Source organism: Azospirillum sp. (assembly GCF_035628975.1).
Classification (GTDB): domain Bacteria; phylum Pseudomonadota; class Alphaproteobacteria; order Azospirillales; family Azospirillaceae; genus Azospirillum.
This window is the reverse complement of the sequence record NZ_DASPIS010000036.1, coordinates 18080-38161: the sequence shown is the minus strand read 5'-3', so window position 1 is coordinate 38161 and position 20082 is coordinate 18080. Positions and strand designations below refer to the sequence as shown.

The 20082-nt window shown below is 65.6% G+C and carries 17 protein-coding genes; 13 read left to right on the top strand and 4 right to left on the bottom strand.

All coding sequences use genetic code 11. The features are described 5' to 3' along the window. Positions 1-24 precede the first annotated feature (24 nt). On the bottom strand, positions 25-498 hold the full coding sequence (locus VD964_RS08235) for a hypothetical protein (protein WP_324867429.1): 474 nt from the start codon (positions 496-498) through the stop codon (positions 25-27). Between the two features lie 159 nt (positions 499-657). Between VD964_RS08235 and VD964_RS08230 the strand changes: the two genes are divergently transcribed. Then, complete coding sequence (locus tag VD964_RS08230) at positions 658-1122, top strand: Lrp/AsnC family transcriptional regulator (RefSeq protein ID WP_324867427.1); 465 nt, start codon at positions 658-660, stop codon at positions 1120-1122. A gap of 276 nt (positions 1123-1398) precedes the next feature. Here the strand turns inward: VD964_RS08230 and VD964_RS08225 are convergent, their stop codons facing one another. Continuing rightward, a complete protein-coding gene (locus VD964_RS08225) occupies positions 1399-2589 on the bottom strand; it encodes a VWA domain-containing protein (RefSeq protein ID WP_324867425.1) in 1191 nt (396 codons plus the stop codon). 61 nt (positions 2590-2650) lie between these two features. Here VD964_RS08225 and VD964_RS08220 point away from each other — a divergent pair, with 61 nt between their 5' ends. Continuing rightward, complete coding sequence (locus VD964_RS08220; RefSeq protein ID WP_324867423.1) at positions 2651-3229, top strand: HD domain-containing protein; 579 nt, start codon at positions 2651-2653, stop codon at positions 3227-3229. A gap of 137 nt (positions 3230-3366) precedes the next feature. Further along, complete coding sequence (gene ccoG, locus VD964_RS08215; RefSeq protein ID WP_324867421.1) at positions 3367-4884, top strand: cytochrome c oxidase accessory protein CcoG; 1518 nt, start codon at positions 3367-3369, stop codon at positions 4882-4884. 177 nt (positions 4885-5061) lie between these two features. Here the strand turns inward: ccoG and VD964_RS08210 are convergent, their stop codons facing one another. Further along, entirely contained in the window at positions 5062-7908 is a 2847-nt protein-coding gene (locus tag VD964_RS08210; RefSeq protein ID WP_324867419.1) for a [protein-PII] uridylyltransferase, read from the bottom strand. 205 nt (positions 7909-8113) lie between these two features. Between VD964_RS08210 and VD964_RS08205 the strand changes: the two genes are divergently transcribed. From VD964_RS08205 to VD964_RS08165, 9 genes are all read left to right on the top strand, one after another. Continuing rightward, entirely contained in the window at positions 8114-8461 is a 348-nt protein-coding gene (locus tag VD964_RS08205; RefSeq protein WP_324867417.1) for a hypothetical protein, read from the top strand. A 199-nt stretch (positions 8462-8660) separates the two neighbouring features. Then, complete coding sequence (locus VD964_RS08200; RefSeq protein WP_324867415.1) at positions 8661-9509, top strand: YdcF family protein; 849 nt, start codon at positions 8661-8663, stop codon at positions 9507-9509. Between the two features lie 132 nt (positions 9510-9641). Beyond that, complete coding sequence (locus tag VD964_RS08195) at positions 9642-10613, top strand: septal ring lytic transglycosylase RlpA family protein (protein ID WP_324867413.1); 972 nt, start codon at positions 9642-9644, stop codon at positions 10611-10613. A gap of 83 nt (positions 10614-10696) precedes the next feature. After that, positions 10697-11899 (top strand): D-alanyl-D-alanine carboxypeptidase family protein, encoded by a 1203-nt coding sequence (locus tag VD964_RS08190; protein WP_324867411.1) that lies wholly within the window; start codon positions 10697-10699, stop codon positions 11897-11899. 11 nt (positions 11900-11910) lie between these two features. Beyond that, positions 11911-12636, top strand: a complete 726-nt coding sequence (gene tmk / locus VD964_RS08185) for a dTMP kinase (protein ID WP_324867431.1) — start codon at positions 11911-11913, stop codon at positions 12634-12636. Continuing rightward, positions 12633-13751, top strand: coding sequence for a DNA polymerase III subunit delta' (locus VD964_RS08180; protein ID WP_324867409.1), 1119 nt, complete (start codon positions 12633-12635; stop codon positions 13749-13751). Before tmk ends, VD964_RS08180 begins: the two co-directional genes overlap by 4 nt. A gap of 48 nt (positions 13752-13799) precedes the next feature. Further along, on the top strand, positions 13800-15350 hold the full coding sequence (gene metG / locus VD964_RS08175; protein WP_414637111.1) for a methionine--tRNA ligase: 1551 nt from the start codon (positions 13800-13802) through the stop codon (positions 15348-15350). 9 nt (positions 15351-15359) lie between these two features. After that, positions 15360-16139, top strand: coding sequence for a TatD family hydrolase (locus VD964_RS08170; RefSeq protein WP_324867405.1), 780 nt, complete (start codon positions 15360-15362; stop codon positions 16137-16139). After that, the gene (locus VD964_RS08165) at positions 16136-16945 is read left to right on the top strand and encodes an MBL fold metallo-hydrolase (protein WP_324867403.1); all 810 of its coding nucleotides are present in this window, start codon (positions 16136-16138) and stop codon (positions 16943-16945) included. Before VD964_RS08170 ends, VD964_RS08165 begins: the two co-directional genes overlap by 4 nt. Before the next feature lie 231 nt (positions 16946-17176). Here VD964_RS08165 and VD964_RS08160 read toward each other — a convergent pair whose 3' ends face one another. Then, complete coding sequence (locus VD964_RS08160) at positions 17177-18274, bottom strand: TRAP transporter substrate-binding protein (protein ID WP_149221889.1); 1098 nt, start codon at positions 18272-18274, stop codon at positions 17177-17179. Between the two features lie 626 nt (positions 18275-18900). On the opposite strand from VD964_RS08160, the gene VD964_RS08155 reads away from it, so the two are divergent. After that, complete coding sequence (locus tag VD964_RS08155; protein ID WP_324867400.1) at positions 18901-20076, top strand: OpgC domain-containing protein; 1176 nt, start codon at positions 18901-18903, stop codon at positions 20074-20076. Positions 20077-20082: the final 6 nt, after the last annotated feature.

The following is a 20082-nucleotide window of genomic DNA, read 5'->3' as shown; positions in this document are numbered from 1 at the left end:
TCAGGCGATAGCGCGGCGGGATCGTCATCCCGCCTTTGACTCACGTCCGCCCCACCAACGCAACACCGGATCACCAACCACCCCCAATGCGCGCAGCGCCTGGGCAACAGCCCAGGCCCAGCCAGCCACGTGAGCAGTTACGATGAGATCGCGGATGATGCCGGACTCGAACGTGAAATGGTTCGAGAAGCCGATCCAATCTGAATTCAATATGGTATCGCGCGCCTTCTCGAACTCCGCGCCGATTCTGGTAACTATCGCGAACAGATCTCCAAGGTCCACCTGTTTGTAGACCGTTTCCTGGTTGGGATTGAGTGTCTTCAAATCAAGAATATTAACATCAATGCCTATCTCGGCCTCAATGATTGCAGCCACTCTTGCCAAACTGACTGGCATTGTCTGACGATAAACATTTCCGAGGAAGATACGCTCCTCTGGATCTGCTTTTGATACCAATGTGAATGCCGGTGTCGGATGGTTAATCAATGTCAACAGCATGGAGCCCCCCTCACGCGCCCACGATTCAATAAAGGCGAATTAACTACGATACAGTGGCAGAGATGACGAATTTGATCCGCAAATTGTGTTGCGGTGTCGATAGTTGTACGATATGTTAGGCAAATCACTCGAATATAATTCGAAAGCAGGAGATAAAAATTGCAGCTTGACCGAATAGATTTCGAGATTCTGGGCCTTTTGCAGAAGGATGCGCAGACTCCCAACAAGGTGATCGCAGCTCAAATTGGTTTGGCGGCGTCGACCTGCCACGAGCGCATCAAAAGGATGGAAGGACTCGGAGTCATTCGAGGAAGCCATCTCGAATGCGATTTGCGGCAGTTCGGGGTCGGCCTTCAGGCCATCTTCATGCTTAAACTGTCAAAACATGATCGCAGGATTGTTGATCGCTTCATGCAGGAGGTTGCGCAGATAAACGAGGTTAGATCCATTTTCCTAATCTCGGGACAGTATGATGTCGTTGCACATGTCGTCGTCCGCGACACTGAACATTTGCGGGACCTTGCACTCGACCAGTTTACCAACCGAGAAGGTGTCGACCAGATCGAGACGTCCATTATCTACGATGCTCGCCATAACTTTGAGCTTTCGCCATTAGCCCGCTAGTCGCCAGCCCGAATAATTCATCCGGACTGGCGTATGGAGTGGCGGGCGCGTAAACTGCGGAATTTTTGTTTACGGCTCTGGCGCTGAAGTAGTCTCACCACTGATCAACGGAGTTCACGCTCGCTATGATGGAGAGTACCGGGGCTCCACTCAGCTAGTCACCGGTTGCCGGCACGAAGCAAATATCGCACCAGAACACGTGTCTTGGGACAATAGCAATGTATGTAGTTATTGCGCACATAAACTATTTAAAGCGATAAAAGCAAAAGCAATTCATCACCTCCCCAACTCCCGCATAGCCCCGTCCAGCCCCTCCAGCGTCAGCGGGAACATGCGTCCGCCCATCAGGCGCTGGAGCAGGCGGGTGCTTTCCGTGTAGTCCCAGTATTGCGGCGGGGTCGGGTTCAGCCACACCGCCTTGCCGTAGACCGACAGCAGGCGCTGCATCCACGCCTGACCGGCTTCCTCGTTCCAGTGCTCGACGCTGCCGCCGGGATAGACGATCTCGTAGGGGCTCATGGCGGCGTCGCCGACGAAGACCAGCTTGTAGTCGGCGGGATAGGTGTGCAGGACGTCCCAGGTGGAGATGCGCTCGGTATGACGCCGCGCGTTGTCGCGCCAGACGCCCTCGTAGACGCAGTTGTGGAAGTAGAAGTGCTCCAGGTGCTTGAATTCGCTGCGCGCGGCGGAGAACAGCTCTTCCACCAGACGGATGTGGTCGTCCATCGAGCCGCCGATGTCGAGGAACAGCAGGACCTTGATCGTGTTGTGCCGCTCCGGAACCATCTTCAGGTCGAGCCAGCCGGCGTTGGCGGCGGTGGCGCGGATGGTGCCGGGCAGGTCCAGTTCGCTGGCCGCGCCGCTGCGGGCGAACTTGCGCAGGCGGCGCAGGGCCACCTTGATGTTGCGGGTGCCGATCTCCACCCGGTCGTCGAGGTTCTTGAACTCGCGGCGGTCCCACACCTTGACGGCGCGGCGGTGGCGGCTCTCGTGCTGGCCGATGCGCACGCCCTCCGGGTTGTAGCCGTAGGCGCCGAAGGGCGAGGTGCCGGCGGTGCCGATCCATTTCGATCCGCCCTGGTGCCGGCCCTTCTGCTCGGCCAGACGCTGGGCCAGCGTCTCCATCAGCTTGTCCCAGCCGCCGAGCGCCTGGACCTGCGCCTTCTCCTGGTCGGTCAGGAAGCGCTCGGCCATCTTGCGCAGCCATTCCTCCGGCAGGTCGGTGACGGGAACCTCCTCGCCGGCGGGAGTGTCGTCGGTCAGGCCCTTGAAGGTGGCGCCGAACACGCGATCGAAGCGGTCGAGATTGCGCTCGTCCTTAACCAAGCATGCACGACTGAGGTAATAGAAGTCCTCGACGCGGAAGGACGCGGTGCCCTGCTTCATGGCCTCCATGAGCGTCAGGTACTCCGTCAGCGAGACGGGGACGCCGGCCTTGCGCAGATCGAAGAAGAAACTCGTGAACATGAGCGCGGTCCTTCGCACGGTCCTACCAAGCGGAGAGTAATGCCCCAGCCGAGAGAACACCATGAGCCTGCAGAACGCTTCATTGCCGAACGCCCCCCTCCTCGATTTCGCGCGGGCGCTGGATTTCGCCGCGCACAAGCACATCGACCAGCGCCGCAAGGGCGTGCGCGCCGAGCCTTACGTCAACCACCTGTCGGAAGTGGCCCTGCTGGTGGCGGAGGCGACGGCGGGCAAGGACCCGGTCGTGGTGATTGCGGCGCTGCTGCACGACACGCTGGAGGACACCGACGCCAGCTATGAGGAGATCGAGCAGCTGTTCGGTGCCGAGGTTGTGCAGGTCGTCGCCGAGACCACCGACGACAAGCGCATGTCGAAGGCCGAGCGCAAGCAGCACCAGATCGACGCCGCCCCGCATGCCTCGACGCGGGCGAAGCTGGTGAAGCTGGCCGACAAGGTGTCGAACCTGCGCTCCATGGCGCATAGCCCGCCCGCCGACTGGCCGCTGTCGCGCAAGGTCGAGTATTTCGAATGGGCGCATGCGGTGGTCGCCGGCCTGCGCGGCACCGACGCCCGGCTGGAGGCGCTGTTCGACCGCGCCTATCACGACGGGCTGGCGGAGCTGCGCGGTCAGACCGTGTGAGAGGGCCGGCAGGAGCGGGCCGGGAGACGAAAAAGGGGCCGGATTGACATCGCGCAATGCGGCTTCATGACGGAAGTCTTATGGAGAAGGGACGAAGCTGACGCCACCCGTGCCGCCGACGGCCGAGGAACCACGCCATGTCCCTTCCGCAAGAAGACTCCACCCTCACCCGTCGCCCTGCCCAGGCCGCCAAGCCGGCCGCAGCGTCCCACGCAGACCAGCATGAGGAGCCGGGCCGGCACTGGTTCATCAACCGGCCGAAGGTCTATGCCGCAGACGTGAAGGGACGCTTCCGCCAGCTGAAATGGGCGGCCCTAATCGTGCTGCTGGCGATCTACTACATCACGCCGTGGATTCGCTGGGAACGCGGGCCGGGCATCCCGGACCAGGCGGTGCTGGTCGACATGGTCGGGCGCCGCGCCTATTTCCTGTGGATCGAGATCTGGCCGCAGGAGGTCTATTACCTGACCGGCCTTCTGATCCTGGGCACCTTCGGCATCTTCTTCGCCACCACCCTGGCCGGGCGCATCTGGTGCGGCTACGCCTGCCCGCAGACGGTTTGGACCGACCTGTTCATGTGGGTGGAGCGCAAGATCGAAGGGCCGCGCACCGCCCGCATCCGCCTGGACAAGGCGCCGATGACCGGGGCCAAGCTGGCGCGCAAGGGGGCCAAGCATGCGGCGTGGGTGGCGATCTCGGTGCTGACCGGCGGGGCGTGGGTCTTCTATTTCAACGACGCGCCGACGCTGATGAACGAGCTGCTGCATGGGCAGATCACCAGCGGCGTCGCCACCTTCATCGCGCTGTTCAGCTTCACCACCTACTTCTTCGCCGGCTGGGCGCGCGAGCAGATCTGCATCTATGTCTGCCCGTGGCGCAGCTTCCAGTCGGCGATGGTCGACGAGGACACCTTCCTGGTCACCTATGAGGACTGGCGCGGCGAGGGCCGCGCGCCGCTGCGCAAGTCGCAGAGCTGGGACGACCGCAAGGCGGCGGGGCTGGGCGACTGCATCGACTGCAAGCAGTGCGTCCATGTCTGCCCCACCGGCACCGACATCCGCGAAGGCCAGCAGATCTCCTGCATCGGCTGCGGCCTGTGCGTCGATGCCTGCAACGACGTGATGAAGCAGATCGGCCGGCCCATCGACCTCGTGCGCTTCGACACCCAGTCCAACCAGATCGCCAAGATCGACGGCAAGCCGGAACGGGTGAAGCTGGTGCGTGCCCGCACCGTCATCTATTCGCTGATCATGCTGGTCGTGGCCTGCGCCATGGCGATCGCGCTGGTGCTGCGCCCGACGCTGGACGTCAGCGTGCTGCGCGACCGGGCGCCGCTGTTCGTGACGCTGTCCGACGGGTCGGTGCAGAACGCCTACACAATCAAGGTGCTGAACAAGACGCACATCGCCCGCGACTATACCGTGACGGTCGATGGGCTGCGCGACGCGCATCTGTCGGTGGCCGGCAACGACGAGGCCGGCAGCGGCGGCAGCCTGACGCTGCGGGCCGAGGCCGACTCGGTGGCGACCTACCGCGTGTTCGTGAAGGTGCCGGCGGCGGCGGTGAAGTCGGGGTCGACGGATGTGGCGGTGATCGCCAAGGACCAGACGAGCGGCGAGGTCGGCCGCCATGTCAGCGTGTTCATGGCGCCTTGAGGCTCGAAACCCCCGGGACACTTCCCCTCTCCCCCCGGGGAGAGGGTCAGGGTGAGGGGGAAGCGCGGCGGGACTTCGACCAAGGTTCGGCATGTGCATCCCCCTCACCCAGCCCTCTCCCCGGGGGGGAGAGGGTATCCGCTACGGGAGAGGGTTACCGCTCCGGAAGGGCCTTCCTTACGCCCCCGTCACCTTCGTCCTTGTCCGCTTCACCGTCGCGGGCGGGGGAGCGTCGCCGGTGGGGTCGTCCAGCGCGCTCAGCAGGCGTTCCTTGATCTTCGCCAGCTTGCCCTCATGCGTCACCTTCAGGCCGAAGACGTCCTTCACATAGAAGACGTCGATGGCCTTCTCGCCGAAGGTGGAGACCTTGGCCGAGCTGATCTGCAGGGTCAGGTTCGACAGGGCGCGGGTCAGGTCGTAGAGCAGGCCGGGACGGTCGCGGCCGTTCACCTCGATCACCGTGTGGGTGGTGGAGGCGTTGTTGTCGATCAGCACGCGCGGCGGCACATGGAAGACGCGGGTGCGGCTGGCCTGGGTGGTGCGGCGGGTGGACAGGTCGTTCAGCGGCTTCAGCTGGCCCGACAGCACCTTCTCGATCATCACCGACAGCTTGGCGAGCTTGTCGCCGCTCTCGAACGCACCGCCGCCGGCGGCGTCCTGCACCGAGAAGACGTCGAGCGCCATGCCGTTGGTCATGGTGAAGATGCGGGCATCGACGATGTCGGCCCCGCAGGCGGCCAGCGCCCCGGCAAGGCGGGAGAACAGGCCGCTGTGGTCGGTGGCGTAGATCGTCACCTCCGTCACCGCGCGGCCGCGGTCGACGCGGGTTTCCACCGTCAGGGGACGCTGCTCCCGCTCCGCCTCGCGGACGATGCGGGCCTGATGGGCCAGCGTGTCGGTGTCGAAGGCCAGCCAGTAGCCGGGATAGCCCAGCCCCTTGTGATGCTCGAAGGCGGCATCGTCGAAGTCGGTCAGCTCGGCGCGCAGGGCGGACTGGGCGGCCTGGATGCGCCGTCCCCTGCCCTCCACCGTCATGCCGCCGGACATCACCTCTTCGGAGCGGTTGTAGAGTTCGCGGAGAAGCGTGGCCTTCCAGTTGTTCCAGCGCTGCGGCCCCACCGCGCGGATGTCCGCCACAGTCAGCACCAGCAGCAGGCGCAGGCGTTCCGGTGACTGAACCAGCGCCACGAAGTCGCGGACGGTCTTGTCGTCCTCCAGGTCGCGCTTGAAGGCGGTGTGGGACATGGCGAGGTGCCAGCGCACCAGCCACGCCACGGTTTCCGTCTCCTCCGCCGTCAGGCCGAGGCGGGGGCAGAGCTTCTCGGCGACGCGGGCGCCCAGCACGGAATGGTCGCCGCCGCGGCCCTTGGCGATGTCGTGCAGCAGCACGGCGACATAGAGCGCGCGCTTCGACACCACCTTGTGGATCACCTCGGTGGACAGCGGCAGCTCGTCGGCATGCTCGCGGGACGCAATCTTGTGCAGGATGCCGAGGGCGAACAGCGTGTGCTCGTCCACCGTGTAGACATGGTACATGTCATACTGCATCTGCGCGACGACCCGGCCGAAGTCGGGGATGAAGCGGGCCATCACGCCGGCCTCGTTCATGCGGCGCAGCGTGATCTCCGGATCCTTGGGACCGGTGAGGATGTCGAGGAAGAGGCGATTGGCCTCCGGATCGTTGCGCAGCTTCGGGCCGATGGCCGACAGCGAACGCGTGATGGAGCGCAGCGCCGCCGGGTGGATGTCGATGTCGTGGATCTGGGCGGTGTGGAACAGGCGGATCATGTCGATCGGCTGTTCCTTGAACTGCTTGTCGCTGCGGGCGTTCAGCCGCTCGCCGTCGACGATGAAGCCGTCCACGTCCTTGCGCCGGGCGACCGAGGCCAGCCGCAGCAGGTTGAACTTGGGCGGGCGCTTCGATTCGGCCTCCAGCGCCGCGCAGAAGATGCGCGTCAGGTCGCCGACGTCCTTGGCGACCAGAAAGTAATGCTTCATGAAGCGCTCGACGCCCTTGGTGCCGGCATGGTCGGTGTAGCCCATGGCGGCGCCGATGCTGGTCTGGACGTCGAAGGTCAGGCGGTCTTCCAGCCGGCCGGTCAGGTAATGCAGGTGGCAGCGCGCGGTCCACAGGAAGTTCTGCGCCTTGGCGAAGCGCTGCGCCTCCTCCGGCGTCAGCACCTTCTTGCCGACCAGCTCGTCCACGCTCTCGACGCGGTAGAGGTACTTGGCGATCCAGAACAGGGTCTGCAGATCGCGCAGGCCGCCCTTGCCGTCCTTCAGGTTGGGTTCCAGCACATAGCGGCTGTCGCCCATCTTCAGGTGGCGGTTGTCGCGCTCCGCCAGCTTGGCCTCGACGAATTCGGGACCGGAACCGGCGACGACCTCCTTGTCGTAGCGCTTGCGCAGCTCGGCGAACAGCTTGCCGGGACCCCAGAGATAGCGCGATTCGAGGATGGCGGTGCGGATGGTGACGTCGGCCTTGGACTGGCGGATGCAGTCGTCGACGCTGCGCACGGCATGGCCGACCTTCAGCCCCAGGTCCCACAGGATGTAGAGCATGTATTCGACCACCTGCTCCACCCGCGGCGTGCGCTTGTAGGGCAGCAGGAACAGCAGGTCGATGTCGGAAAACGGCGCCAGCTCGCCACGGCCGTAGCCGCCGGTGGCCGCAACGTCGAACACCTCGCCGGAGGTCGGGTTGGCGGTGGGGAAGATGAAGCGGACGGTGAAGTCGGCCAGCGTGCCCACCACCCGGTCGGCGAGGTAGCAGTTCTCCCGCACGCACTGCTCGCCCGACCCGCCGTCGTCGAAGCGGCGCCGCACCTCCGCCCGCCCCTCGGCCAACGCCTTGCGCAAGCAGGCGATCAGCGCCGGGCGCAGCTTGTCGCCGGTGCCGTGTTCAGCGACCAGATCCTCCAACTCCCCCGACAGCTTGCGGCGGGAGATGATGGCGCGCTTGTTGGGGATGGCCGGCGCAGGGGTTTCGGGCGGCGTCGGCGTCTTGGAGCGGGCGGACAGCATCGGTCGGGGAAAACCTCGGCATTCTGGCGGCTTTCGGGCGATCCGGACTGGCCGCGGCGGTCGCACTATAGCGGTAAAGCCTTCAGGTAGCACGTCCGCACTGGAAAACCAGCCCCGCAGCCGTGGGGGAGTGACGGCCGTCACAGCGATCCTCGGATTGCGGCGACAGACTGTCCCGCATGGATCGCAATGCGGGAGACGGACCATGACCGTCGGGAAGAGCACGGGTCGCGCGGCGGGCGAAGCCTCGGTGAAGGCGCGGCGGGAACTGGCGGCGCTGAACGATGCGCTGACGCTGGCCGAACGGGGGCTGGGCCGCCAATCGACGGCGGCGCTGATGGCGCGGCTGCTGAGGGTGGCGGCGATGTATCCGCGGTCGGTGGACGACACGTTGATGTGGCAGGTCACCGACCTCGTCACCGGCGACGACGTGTCGGACACGGTGAAGCTGACGCTGATCCGCATGGGCTGGGCCTCCATCGTCCAGGCGCAGTACCGGGCGCATGGCCTGCGGATGGTGGAGCGGCGGGTGGCTGTGAGGGCGGCGGCGTGAGAAGGATCCCCCTCTCCCCCCCGCTCACGCGCAAACTACGTTTGCGCTGACGCGACAGGCGGACCTCCGGTCCGCCGAAAGCGGGGAGAGGGTTAGGGTGAGGGGGAAGCGCGGCGGCATTTCCTCAAGAATCCAACATGTGCATCCCCCTCGCCCCGACCCTCTCCCGGGGGGGAGAGGGGGTTTAGCGCCGTTGCCCATGGACCACCGCCCCGCTTATGCTGGCGTTCCCTCCACGGCCATGGGCTTTGCGGTGCTGTCCTTCATCCTGTCGAAGCTGCTTTGGGGCGTGGTGGCGCCGGGGAATGCGCTGGTTCTGACGGTGGCCGTAGGGGCGCTGCTGCTGCGGACGCGGCGCTGGCAGCGGGCAGGCAAGCGGATGGTGACGCTGGCGGCGGTCCTGCTGCTGCTGGTCACCTACACCGGGCTGGGCGCGCTGGTGGCGCTGCCGCTGGAGAACCGCTTTCCGAAGGCCGAGCCGGAGGGGCGCATCGATGGCATCATCATGCTGGGCGGCGCCCTCAACCCGCCGATCACCGCCGACCGCGGCGATCCCTCGCTCAACGACGCGGCCGAGCGGATCCTGGGCTTCGCCGACCTCGTCCGCCGCCACCCTGACGCCAAGGCGGTCTTCACCGGCGGGTCGGGCCGCCTGCTGGGGCAGGAATACAAGGAGGACGTGACCGCCCGCGCCGCATTGGCACAGGCCGGCATCCCCGGCGACCGCGTGATCTACGAGGCGCAATCCCGCAACACCTGGGAAAACGCCGTGTTCAGCAAGGACATGGTGAAGCCGGCGCCGGGGGAGCGCTGGGTTCTCGTCACTTCCGCCATGCACATGCCGCGGTCGGTCGGCATCTTCCGCGCGGTCGGCTGGGAGGTGATCCCCTACCCCGTCGATTACCGCACACGCACCGGCGCCAAGCCCTATCTGCGCTTCGAGTTCGGCCAGAATCTGGTGATCCTGGACGATGCGGTGCGGGAATGGATCGGCCTGACCGCCTATTGGCTGATGGGCCGCACCGAGGCGCTGTTTCCGGCGCCCTGATCTCCGGGATCATATCTCGGCTGTGTCATCGTGTTTCCCGGCGTTTCCGGGCATTGGCGCGGCCGTGCCACTCCGCTAGAGTGCCGCCGCCTTGGCGGTTCGAGGCGACCGGGAGATCGAGGGGTTTGGCGGATGCGTCGCTGGCGCGGGGTGGGCAGGATCGTCGTGCTGGTCGGCGTGGCAACGCTTGCCGCCTGTGCGCAGAAGCCGGCCGGCACCGGCTCGGGCCTGCCGACCAGCGGCATCTACAAGGTGGGCAAGCCCTATCAGATTGCCGGCGTCTGGTATTATCCCAAGGAAGACTACACCTACGACGAGACGGGCATCGCGTCCTGGTACGGGCCCGGCTTCCATGAGAAGAATACGGCCAACGGCGAGATCTACGACCAGGACGAGCTGACCGCCGCGCACAGGACCCTGCCGATGCCGAGCCTGGTGCGCGTCACCAATCTGGACAACGGCCGGGCCATCGTGGTGCGGGTGAACGACCGCGGCCCCTACGCCAATGGCCGGATCATCGACATGTCGCGCCGCGGCGCCCAGCTGCTGGGCTTCGACGGTCCCGGCACGGCGAAGGTCCGCGTGCAGATTCTGGCGGAGGAAAGCCGGGCCATCGCCGCCGCCGCGCGCCAGGGAACCCCGGCGCCGCTGCTGGCGGAGATCGACGGTCCGCCGCCCAAGGCAGCCCCGCGCGGCCGGATCGAGGTGACCGGGCCGTCCGGACCGGTCACATTGGTTTCAGCCTCGACCGGTGCGCCGCGCCCGGCGGTGGTCGGCGCCCCGGTGCCGCCGCCCGCCACCGTCGCCGGCAGCATGTCGGAAGGCCGGTTCGTGCCGGCGCCGGTGGTGGCGCAGATGCCGGTGAAGCCGCGGGAGTCGATCTATGTGCAGGTCGGCGCCTACGGCAGCGAAGAGAATGTGGCGAAGGCCCGCGCCCGGCTGTCCGCCATGGGCCAGCGCGCCAGCGTAAGCCTGACGCGATCGGGCGGCATGTCCCTGCATCGCGTCAGGGTCGGGCCGCTGGACAGCGTCGATCGTGCCGACACCCTGCTCAACCAGATCATACAGGCCGGCCTTACGGAGGCCAAAATCGTGGTGGATTGAACCGGCCAGCCGATATCCACTGTGATCGCCCCCGACCGCTCTGCCGAGCGCCTGTGACCGAGTGCCCTTGGAGGATTGTTGCCATGAACGCTGTTGTCGTCCGCCTGTGCGCCGTTTTCGGCCGTTCCGTTGCCCTTTCGGTTGGAATGGCGGCCGGGATCGCGATGGCCGGGGCCACGATAGGCGCCGGCATGACCGCGGCCTCCGTCCAGGCCGCGACCATCGACACCATCGCCAAGCAGGCGATCCTGGTCGATCTGACCTCCAACACCGTGCTGTTCGAGAAGAACGCCGACGAGCGCATGGCGCCCTCGTCGATGAGCAAGATCATGACCGCCTACCTGACCTTCGAGGCGATCAAGGCCGGCCGCCTGACGCTGGAAAGCACGCTGCCGGTCAGCGAGCGGGCGTGGCGGATGCAGGGCTCCAAGATGTTCGTGGAGCTTCACAACAACATCAAGGTCGACGACCTGATCAAGGGCATGATCGTCCAGTCCGGCAACGACGCCTGCATCGTGCTGGCCGAGGGTCTGGCCGGGTCGGAGGGCTCCTTCGCCGAGCAGGCCAACCGCAAGGGGCGCGAGCTTGGGCTGAAGGGCAGCAACTTCGTCAACTCGACCGGCTGGCCCGACCCCAACCACTACATGACCGCCCGCGATCTCGCGATCCTGGCCGAGCATCTGATCAAGGACTACCCGGAATACTACCACTATTATTCGATCCGGGAGTTCAAGTACCACGGCATCAACCAGGGCAACCGCAACCCGCTGCTGTACCGCGGCATGGACGTGGACGGCATGAAGACCGGCCACACCGATGCCGGCGGCTACGGCCTGACCGCGTCGGGCGAGCGCGAGGGGCGCCGCCTGCTGCTGGTGGTCAACGGCCTGCCCAGCATGCAGGCGCGCGCCGACGAATCGGCCCGCCTGATCGAATGGGGCTTCCGCGAATTCGCCTCCTACACGCTCTACAAGGGCGGCGAGACGATCGAGCAGGTGCCGGTCTGGCTGGGCGAGCAGGAAACCGTTCCCGTCACCGTGCCGCAGAACCTGAGCGTCACCATGGGCCGCGCCGACCGCCCCGGCATGAAGGTGTCGCTGGTCAGCAACGCCCCCGTCGCGGCGCCGATCAAGAAGGGCGACACGGTGGGCAAGCTGGTGATCTCCGCCCCCGGATTCCCGGGCAAGGAGGTGCCGGTGGTGGCCGCCCAGGACGTGCCGAAGGCCGGCATCTTCGGCCGCGCCTTCGCCGCCGCCAAGTATCTCGTCTTCGGCAGCAGCCTGTGACCGTGACGACCATGCCGACCTCCTCAGTTCTTGGCAATCGCGGGCGCTTCATCACGCTGGAAGGCGGCGAAGGGGCCGGCAAGTCGACGCAGCTGCGCCGGCTAAATGCCGCACTGAATAGCAGCGATCTTACTGGGGAAATTGATCAATCCGCTCTCTTAGCAAGAGATTTGATGAAGAAAATTTCCCCGGATACTCCAAGCATATTGAAGACTCGCGAACCAGGAGGCTCTCCAGGCGCAGAAGAAATTCGAGCGCTATTGGTCAATGGAGAGCCTGGTCGGTGGAGCTGCCTTACAGAGGCTTTGCTCCACTTTGCCGCCCGGCGCGATCATGTGGAAAGAACTATCTGGCCTGCGTTGGATGCTGGGTACTGGGTGGTTTGCGACCGATTTTTTGACAGCACAATGGCCTACCAGGGATACGGACTTGGACTGGATCATGGCGTTATTAAATCTCTTCGGCAAATAACACTTGGTAATTTTCAACCTGATCTCACCGTAATTTTGGACATTGATGTGGAGATTGGCCTTAAGCGCGCAGCAGCTCGGCACGGCGGTGAAGACAGGTATGAGAAAATGGACCTCGCGTTTCATCAACGAATGCGTGAGGGTTTCCTAGAAATTGCAAACCAAGAACCTCGCCGCTGCGTTGTAGTTGATGCTGACGCTGACCCCGACACCGTGCAGGCCCGCATCTGGGACGCAGTGTCCAGTCGTCTGGGGCTGATGTCGTGAGCAAGGCGCGCACATCGGCATCCGCCGCCCCGGCCGCGGAGGAGGCGCTCGCCCCCCGGCGCAACCCGGACCTCGTCGGGCATGAGGACGCGGAACGGCTGCTGCTGGAGGCCTGGAACTCCGGCCGGCTTCCACATGCGTGGCTGATCGGCGGGACGCCCGGCATCGGCAAGGCGACGCTGGCCTTCCGCTTCGCCCGCTTCGTCCTAGCGCAGGAGCAGGCGGGCGACAGCCTGTTCGGTGGGAATGCTCCGGTCACATCCCTGCACATCGGGCCGGAGCATCCGGTGTTCCGCCGGGTGGCGTCGGGCGGCCATGCCGACCTGCTGACCGTCGAGCGCCAGCGCGACGAGAAGAAGGACCGGCTGAAGCGCGACATCGCGGTGGACGACGTGCGCAAGATCGGCCCCTTCCTGCGCCGCACCTCGGCGGAGGGCGGCTGGCGCGTCGCGGTGATCGACGGCGCCGACCGCATGAACCTGAGCGGCCTGAACGCCATCCTGAAGATCCTGGAGGAACCGCCGCCCGGCGCCCTGCTGCTTCTGGTCAGCGACAATCCCGGCGGCATGCTGCCGACCATCCGCTCGCGCTGCCGCAAGCTGACGCTGAAGCCGCTGCCGGAAGAAACGGTGATCGACCTGCTGGGGCAGCACCGCCCGGACATCGCCGCCGACGACCGCCCGGCACTGGCCCGTTTGTCGGAGGGCAGCGTCGGCCGCGCCATCGATCTGGCCGATGCGGGTGGGCTGGCGCTCTACCGCGAGATGATCGGGCTGCTGTCCGACCTGCCGCGCATCGACATCGTCGCGGCCCACGCCTTCGGCGACAAGCTGACCCGCAAACAGGACGACGGGATGTTCGAGACGGCGACGGAGCTGCTGGTCTGGTGGCTGGCCCGCTTCGCCCGTTCGCTCGCCCGCGGATCCTGGCCGGCGGAGGTGGTGCCGGGCGAGGCCGCCCTGATGACCCGGCTGGCCAATGCCCGCGGCCTTGAACGTTGGGTGGAGGTGTGGGAAAAGGTTCAGCGTCTTTTCGCGCGCGCGGAATCCGCAAACCTGGACCGCAAGCAGGTGGTCCTAAACGCCCTGTCGGCGCTGGAAACGGCCGCCGCCTAGCGTTTTTTCGAGACGAGCCGACAAACCTACTGGAAGAAAGTGCCGCAAATGGCCGGGCCGAAGACCTTCTACCTGACGACGCCGATCTATTACGTGAACGACGTGCCGCACATCGGCCACGCCTACACGACGCTTGCCTGCGACGTCCTCGCCCGGTTCATGCGCCTCGACGGCTATGACGTGAAGTTCCTGACCGGCACCGACGAGCACGGCCAGAAGGTGGAGAAGTCGGCGGAGAAGGCCGGCATCCCGCCGCAGGACTTCACCGACAGGGTGTCGCAGAACTTCCGCGATCTCGTGTCGCTGATGAACTATTCCAACGACGACTTCATCCGCACCACCGAGCCGCGCCACGTCAAGTCGGTGCAGGCGCTGTGGACGGTGCTGAAGGAGAAGGGCGAGATTTATCTCGGGTCCTACGCCGGCTGGTATTCGGTTCGCGACGAGGCCTTTTATGGCGAAGACGAGCTGACCACCAACGCCGAGGGCAAGAAGATCGCCCCCACCGGCGCCGAATGCGAATGGGTGGAGGAGCCGTCCTACTTCTTCAAGCTCTCGGCCTGGCAGGACCGGCTGATCGAGTTCTACGAGCAGAACCCGGACTTCATCGCGCCGGCCGGCAAGCGCAACGAGGTGATGTCCTTCGTCAAGTCGGGGCTGAAGGACCTGTCGGTCAGCCGCACCACCTTCAAGTGGGGCATCCCGGTACCGGGCGACGACGCCCACATCATGTATGTCTGGCTGGATGCGCTGGCGAACTACATCACCGCCGTCGGCTATCCCGACACCACCGGCGAGTATGCCAAGTACTGGCCGGCCGACCTGCACATGGTCGGCAAGGACATCCTGCGCTTCCACGCCGTCTACTGGCCGGCCTTCCTGATGGCCGCCGGCCTGCAGCCGCCGAAAAGGGTGTTCGCCCATGGCTGGTGGACGATCGAAGGCCAGAAGATGTCGAAGTCGCTGGGCAACGTCATCGCGCCGGACGCGCTGGTCAATACCTATGGGCTCGACCAGACCCGTTACTTCCTGCTGCGCGAAGTTCCGTTCGGAAATGACGGCGACTTCTCGCACAAGCAGATGGTCAACCGGATCAACGGCAACCTCGCCAACGATTACGGCAATCTGGTGCAGCGCGTCTTGTCGATGATCGGCAAGAACTGCGGCGCCGCCGTGCCGACGCCGGGTGAGTTCACGGAAGCGGACAACGTGCTGCTCGGCTCCGCCTACGGCATGCTGGACATCGTCCGGGCGGAGATCAAGGCGCAGGCCTTCCACAAGGCGCTGGATGCCATCTGGGCCGTGGTCGGCGACGCCAACCGCTATGTCGACGAACAGGCCCCCTGGGCACTGAAGAAGACCGATCCGGCGCGCATGGCCACCGTGCTGTATGTGCTGGCCGAGACGATCCGCCATCTCGCCATCCTGACCCAGCCGGTGATGCCGGACAGCTCCGCCAAGATCCTCGACCTGCTGGCGCTGGGGCCGGACACGCGCGGCTTCGGCACGCTGGGTCCGTCGGGGGCGCTGGCCGCCGGCACGCCCCTGCCGACGCCGCAGGGCGTCTTCCCGCGTTACGTCGAAGAACCGAAGGCCTGAGTTTCCCTTATGCTCGTCGACAGCCATTGCCATCTCGACTTTCCCGATTTCGCCGAAGAGCTGGACGCGGTCGTCGACCGCGCCCGGCAGGCCGGCATCGGGCGGATGGTCACCATCTGCACCTATATCAGCCGGTTCGACCGCATCCTGGCGGTGGCGGAACGCTATGACGACATCCTCTGCTCGGTGGGCGTCCATCCCCACCAGGCGGCGGAGGAGTTCGCCATCACCACGACCGAGACGCTGGTGGAGCTGTCGCGCCATCCCAAGGTGATCGGGCTGGGCGAGACCGGGCTCGACTATTTCTACGACAAGAGCCCACGCGACCAGCAGCAGGAGTGCTTCCGCAGGCACATCCGCGCCAGCCTGGAAACCGGCCTGCCGCTGATCATCCACACCCGCGACGCCGACGACGACACCATGCGCATCGTCAAGGAGGAAGCGGCCGGACAAAAGGTGAAGGGGCTGCTGCACTGCTTCAGCTCCGGCCGCGCGCTGGCGGAAGAGGCGGTGGAGTACGGCTTCAGCCTGTCGCTGTCGGGGATCGTCACCTTCAAGAAGTCGGAGGATCTCCGCGCCATCGTGAAGGACGTGCCGATCGACCGCATCCTGGTGGAGACGGACGCGCCCTACCTCGCGCCGATCCCCTTCCGCGGCAAGCGCAACGAGCCGGCCTATGTCGCCCACACCGCGGCCTGCGTGGCCGAGGTGAAGGGCGTGTCGGCGGAGGAGCTGGCGCGCATCACCACCGACAACTTCTTCCGGCTGTTTGACAAGGCCGCTGCATGACGGTGGACGGCGCATCAACCGGCGCGATGCGCGTGACCGTCCTTGGCTGCGGCGGGTCGCGCGGCGTTCCGGTGATCGCCGGGGTGCCGGGCGGCCAGTGGGGCCGCTGCGATCCTGCCAATCCGAAGAACCGCCGAATGCGCCCGTCGGTGCTGGTCGAGCGGGACGGCGTATCGGTTCTGGTCGATACCTCGCCCGACCTGCGTCAGCAGCTGCTGGACAGCGGCTGTGCGCGGCTGGATGCCGTGCTGTGGACCCACCAGCATGCCGACCATTGCCACGGCATCGACGAGTTGCGCGAGATCTGCCGGCAGATGCATGCGCCGATCGACGCCTATGGCTGGGACGAGCATCTTCGCGACATCGAAATCCGTTTTCCCTACTGCTTCGATCCGCTGCCCGACGGCTATCCCTTCTATCGCCCGGTGCTGAGGTCGCACCGCATCGACGGGCCGTTCAGCGTGAAGGGGCTGGAAGTGGCGCCGTTCGAGCAGGACCACGGCTATATGCGGACGGTGGGCTACCGGTTCGGCGGCTTCGCCTATTCGACCGATGTGGTGCGGCTGGACGATCTGGCCTTCGCGGCGCTGGCGGGGGTGGACACCTGGGTGGTCGATTGCGGCCGGATCGAGCCGCCCCACCCGGTGCACGCGCATCTGGCGCTGACGCTGGAGTGGATCGAACGGGTGCAGCCGCGGCGGGCCTATCTGACCCACATGGACAACACGATGGACTACGACAGCCTGCGGCGGATTTTGCCGGAGGGGGTCGAGCCGGCTTATGATGGGATGGTGATCGAAGTTTAGATTTGGCGAAGGGAGGCCCCCTCCCTAACCCTCCCCCGCTCTCAGCGGACCTACGGTCCGCCTGTCGCGTCAGCACAAAGCGGAGCTTTGTGCGAGAGCTTCCGCGGGAGAGGGGATTGGACTTTTGTCGGTGTGATGTGAATGCCGAAGCGGCGGCAGTCCCCTCTCCCTCGAAGAGGGGGAGGGTTAGGGAGGGGGCAAAAGCCTGAACCTCCCACACCCAAAAGCCCCTTACTTCTTCTTCTCAAGCGGCGGGGCCGCGTAGACGAAGCGGTCGAAGCTGTATTCGGCGACGCGGAACCACAGATACTCCTCCTCGCGGAACTTCTTCCATGCGTCGTAGATCTTGCGGAATTTCTCGTTCTTCGCGGCCTCTTCCTCGTACACCTCGATGGCGGCCTGATAGCAGGCCTGCATCACCTCGTTGGGGAAGGGGCGCAGTTGGGTGCCGGCGGCGACCAGACGCTTCAGCGCGGTCATGTTCTGGACGTCGTACTTGCCCAGCATGTCCAGCGTCGCGTCGGAGCAGGCCGCGTGCAGCGCTGCCTTGTAGGCCGGCGGCAGCGATTCGAACTTCTCCTTGCCGAACATCATGGAGACCTGCGGGCCGCCTTCCCACCAGCCGGGATAGTAGTAGTACTTGGCGACCTTGTTGAAGCCGAGCTTCTCGTCGTCGTAGGGGCCGACGAACTCGGCGCCGTCGATGGTGCCCTTTTCCAGCGCCGGATAGATGTCGCCGCCGCCGATCTGCTGCGGCACGACGCCCAGGCGGGCCATGATGGTGCCGGCATAGCCGCCGATGCGGAACTTCAGGCCCTTCAGGTCTTCGACCGACTTGATTTCCTTGCGGAACCAGCCGCCCATCTGGGTGCCGGTGTTGCCGGCGCCGATGGCGACGAGGTTGTGGCCGGCGAAGAACTCCGCCATCAGCTCCTTGCCGCCGCCATGGGTCATCCAGGCGTTCTGCTGGCGCGCGTTCAGGCCGAACGGCATCGCCGCGTCGAAGGCGAAGGTCGGATCCTTGCCGACGTAATAGTAGGAGACGGTGTGGCCGCACTCGATCGTGCCGTCCTTGACCGCGTCCAGAACCTGGAGCGCCGGGACGATTTCACCGGCCGCGAAGACGCGGATCTGGAACTTGCCGTCGGTCAGCTCGGCCACGCGCTTGGACACGAACTCCGCACCGCCGTAGATGGTGTCGAGGCTCTTCGGGAAGCTGGAGGCGCAACGCCACTTGATCTCGGGCGAGGACTGCGCAATGGCGGGGGCGGCAAGCGTGCTGGCGGCGACGCCCACACCGGCCGAGGTCAGAAATGCACGACGTTTCATCCAGAAGCTCCCTTTGTCCGTTCTCTGTTATGCGTTCTTGTTGCCGGACCGGGGTCAGCCGGCCCGCAACCGGACAAACCGGACCCTCGACGGGCCCGGACGGCACCGGTTGAGCGGGAAAAGCGGGAGTGGTGGGATGCAGCCCGGCCGGATGCACGCTTGACCAGATGCATGCTCGGCCGGCCCGGACGGCGCATCGGGCACACCGTGAAAGCCCACGCGCCTGCACATGGGCGGCACGACCGTTCCCGGTCTCTGCTTGCGCTCCCTCCCATCCATCCGGGTTTGCGGCCGGCCTGTCGGCCGATCCGTCCCAGCTTTCTTTCGCTGATCGGATTATGCAGGAAGCGAATGGTCGGGATCAAGCGTGAAGCGGAATTGACGTCCATATTTCAGAGGTTTAACGCTGCGGCGCGAAGCCGCGGGTTCCATTCAACCACCTCGGCCGGACGGCGTCGGCCGTGGGTCCGGCAGCATTGCTTCTCGACTCCGCCGCCGCTGGCCCCATCTGTTGCAGGCACGGCCGACGACCCGGAGGAATGATTCCTGGAAAGGATGGGCGGCGGAGCTTAAGACCGTGCCGGCGTGTTGTTGGGGGAGAGCGGGACCTTGCGGGTTGGACGGCCATGAGAGACGTGACTGCGGCGGAGCGTGGGGCGGAGACTGCCGCGGCACGTGACCTGCGGCTGGATTTCTTCCGCGGGCTGGCCCTGTGGTTCATCTTCGTGAACCATATCCCGGCCAACCAGATTTCCTGGCTGACGCCGCGGAATTTCGGACTGAGCGACGCCACGGAGATCTTCGTCTTCATCTCCGGCTACACCGCGGCGCTGGTCTATGGCCGGACGCTGGACCGGCAGGGCATGCCGATGGCGGCGGCACAGGTGCTGCACCGCTGCTGGACGCTGTACGCCACCTACATCATCCTGTTCTTCGCCTTCACCGCCCAGATCGCCTACACCGCCCGCGCCTTCGACAGCCCGCTGTTCGCCGAGGAGATGGGCATTGCCGGCTATTTCCAAGACCCCGTCACCGCCCTGACGCAGGCCCTGCTGCTGAAGTTCAGGCCGGCGAACCTGGATGTCCTGCCGCTCTACATCGTGCTTCTGCTTGCCTTTCCCCTGCTGCTGCCGGCGCTGCGCCGCCGGCCGCTGGCGGTCCTGGCCGGCTCCGCCGCGGTCTATCTGGCGGCCCGGCATTGGGGATGGAACCTGCCCACCCACCCGGGCGGCGGCGTCTGGTACTTCAACCCCTTCACCTGGCAGCTGCTGTTCGTGGCGGGTGCGGCGCTGCAGTTCCGGCCAGACTTGCGCGCCGTGCTGACCCGCTTCCGCCTGCCGGTGATGGTCGCCGCGGGGGCGATCCTGCTGGCCGGCCTGTACCTGACCCTGTCCTGGAAATTCGCCCCGCTGCACGCCCTGATCCCCGACGCGGTGACGGAGATCCTCTACCCCATCAGCAAGACCGACCTCGACCCGCTGCGCCTGCTGCATTTCTTCGCGCTGGCCTATGTCGTGCTCCGGCTGGTGCCGGCCGGGGCGTCCTGGCTGAACGGATCGCTGGCCGCACCGGTGCTCGACTGCGGGCGGCAGTCGCTACAGGTGTTCTGCCTGGGCGTGCTGCTGTCCTTCGCCGGGCAGACCGTTCTGGTCCATGTCAGCGGCTCGCTTTCCGCGCAGTTCCTTGTTACCGTGCTGGGCATCGCCACGATGGTGCTGCTGGCCCGCTTCCTCGGCTGGTACCAGTCGGCCGAACGGGCGCGTCGCCACAGGGTCGCGGCCAGCAGGAATGTGGGTGCATGAGAGGAC

Coding starts and splice junctions, on each gene's coding strand:
- VD964_RS08165 (WP_324867403.1), top strand. CDS start 16,136: ATGACGGTGGACGGCGCATCAACCGGCGCGATGCGCGTGACCGTCCTT.
- VD964_RS08220 (WP_324867423.1), top strand. CDS start 2,651: ATGAGCCTGCAGAACGCTTCATTGCCGAACGCCCCCCTCCTCGATTTC.
- VD964_RS08235 (WP_324867429.1), bottom strand. CDS start 498: ATGCTGTTGACATTGATTAACCATCCGACACCGGCATTCACATTGGTA.
- VD964_RS08205 (WP_324867417.1), top strand. CDS start 8,114: ATGACCGTCGGGAAGAGCACGGGTCGCGCGGCGGGCGAAGCCTCGGTG.
- VD964_RS08155 (WP_324867400.1), top strand. CDS start 18,901: ATGAGAGACGTGACTGCGGCGGAGCGTGGGGCGGAGACTGCCGCGGCA.
- VD964_RS08210 (WP_324867419.1), bottom strand. CDS start 7,908: ATGCTGTCCGCCCGCTCCAAGACGCCGACGCCGCCCGAAACCCCTGCG.
- VD964_RS08195 (WP_324867413.1), top strand. CDS start 9,642: ATGCGTCGCTGGCGCGGGGTGGGCAGGATCGTCGTGCTGGTCGGCGTG.
- VD964_RS08225 (WP_324867425.1), bottom strand. CDS start 2,589: ATGTTCACGAGTTTCTTCTTCGATCTGCGCAAGGCCGGCGTCCCCGTC.
- metG (WP_414637111.1), top strand. CDS start 13,800: ATGGCCGGGCCGAAGACCTTCTACCTGACGACGCCGATCTATTACGTG.
- tmk (WP_324867431.1), top strand. CDS start 11,911: ATGCCGACCTCCTCAGTTCTTGGCAATCGCGGGCGCTTCATCACGCTG.
- VD964_RS08190 (WP_324867411.1), top strand. CDS start 10,697: ATGAACGCTGTTGTCGTCCGCCTGTGCGCCGTTTTCGGCCGTTCCGTT.
- VD964_RS08170 (WP_324867405.1), top strand. CDS start 15,360: ATGCTCGTCGACAGCCATTGCCATCTCGACTTTCCCGATTTCGCCGAA.
- VD964_RS08200 (WP_324867415.1), top strand. CDS start 8,661: ATGGACCACCGCCCCGCTTATGCTGGCGTTCCCTCCACGGCCATGGGC.
- VD964_RS08160 (WP_149221889.1), bottom strand. CDS start 18,274: ATGAAACGTCGTGCATTTCTGACCTCGGCCGGTGTGGGCGTCGCCGCC.
- ccoG (WP_324867421.1), top strand. CDS start 3,367: ATGTCCCTTCCGCAAGAAGACTCCACCCTCACCCGTCGCCCTGCCCAG.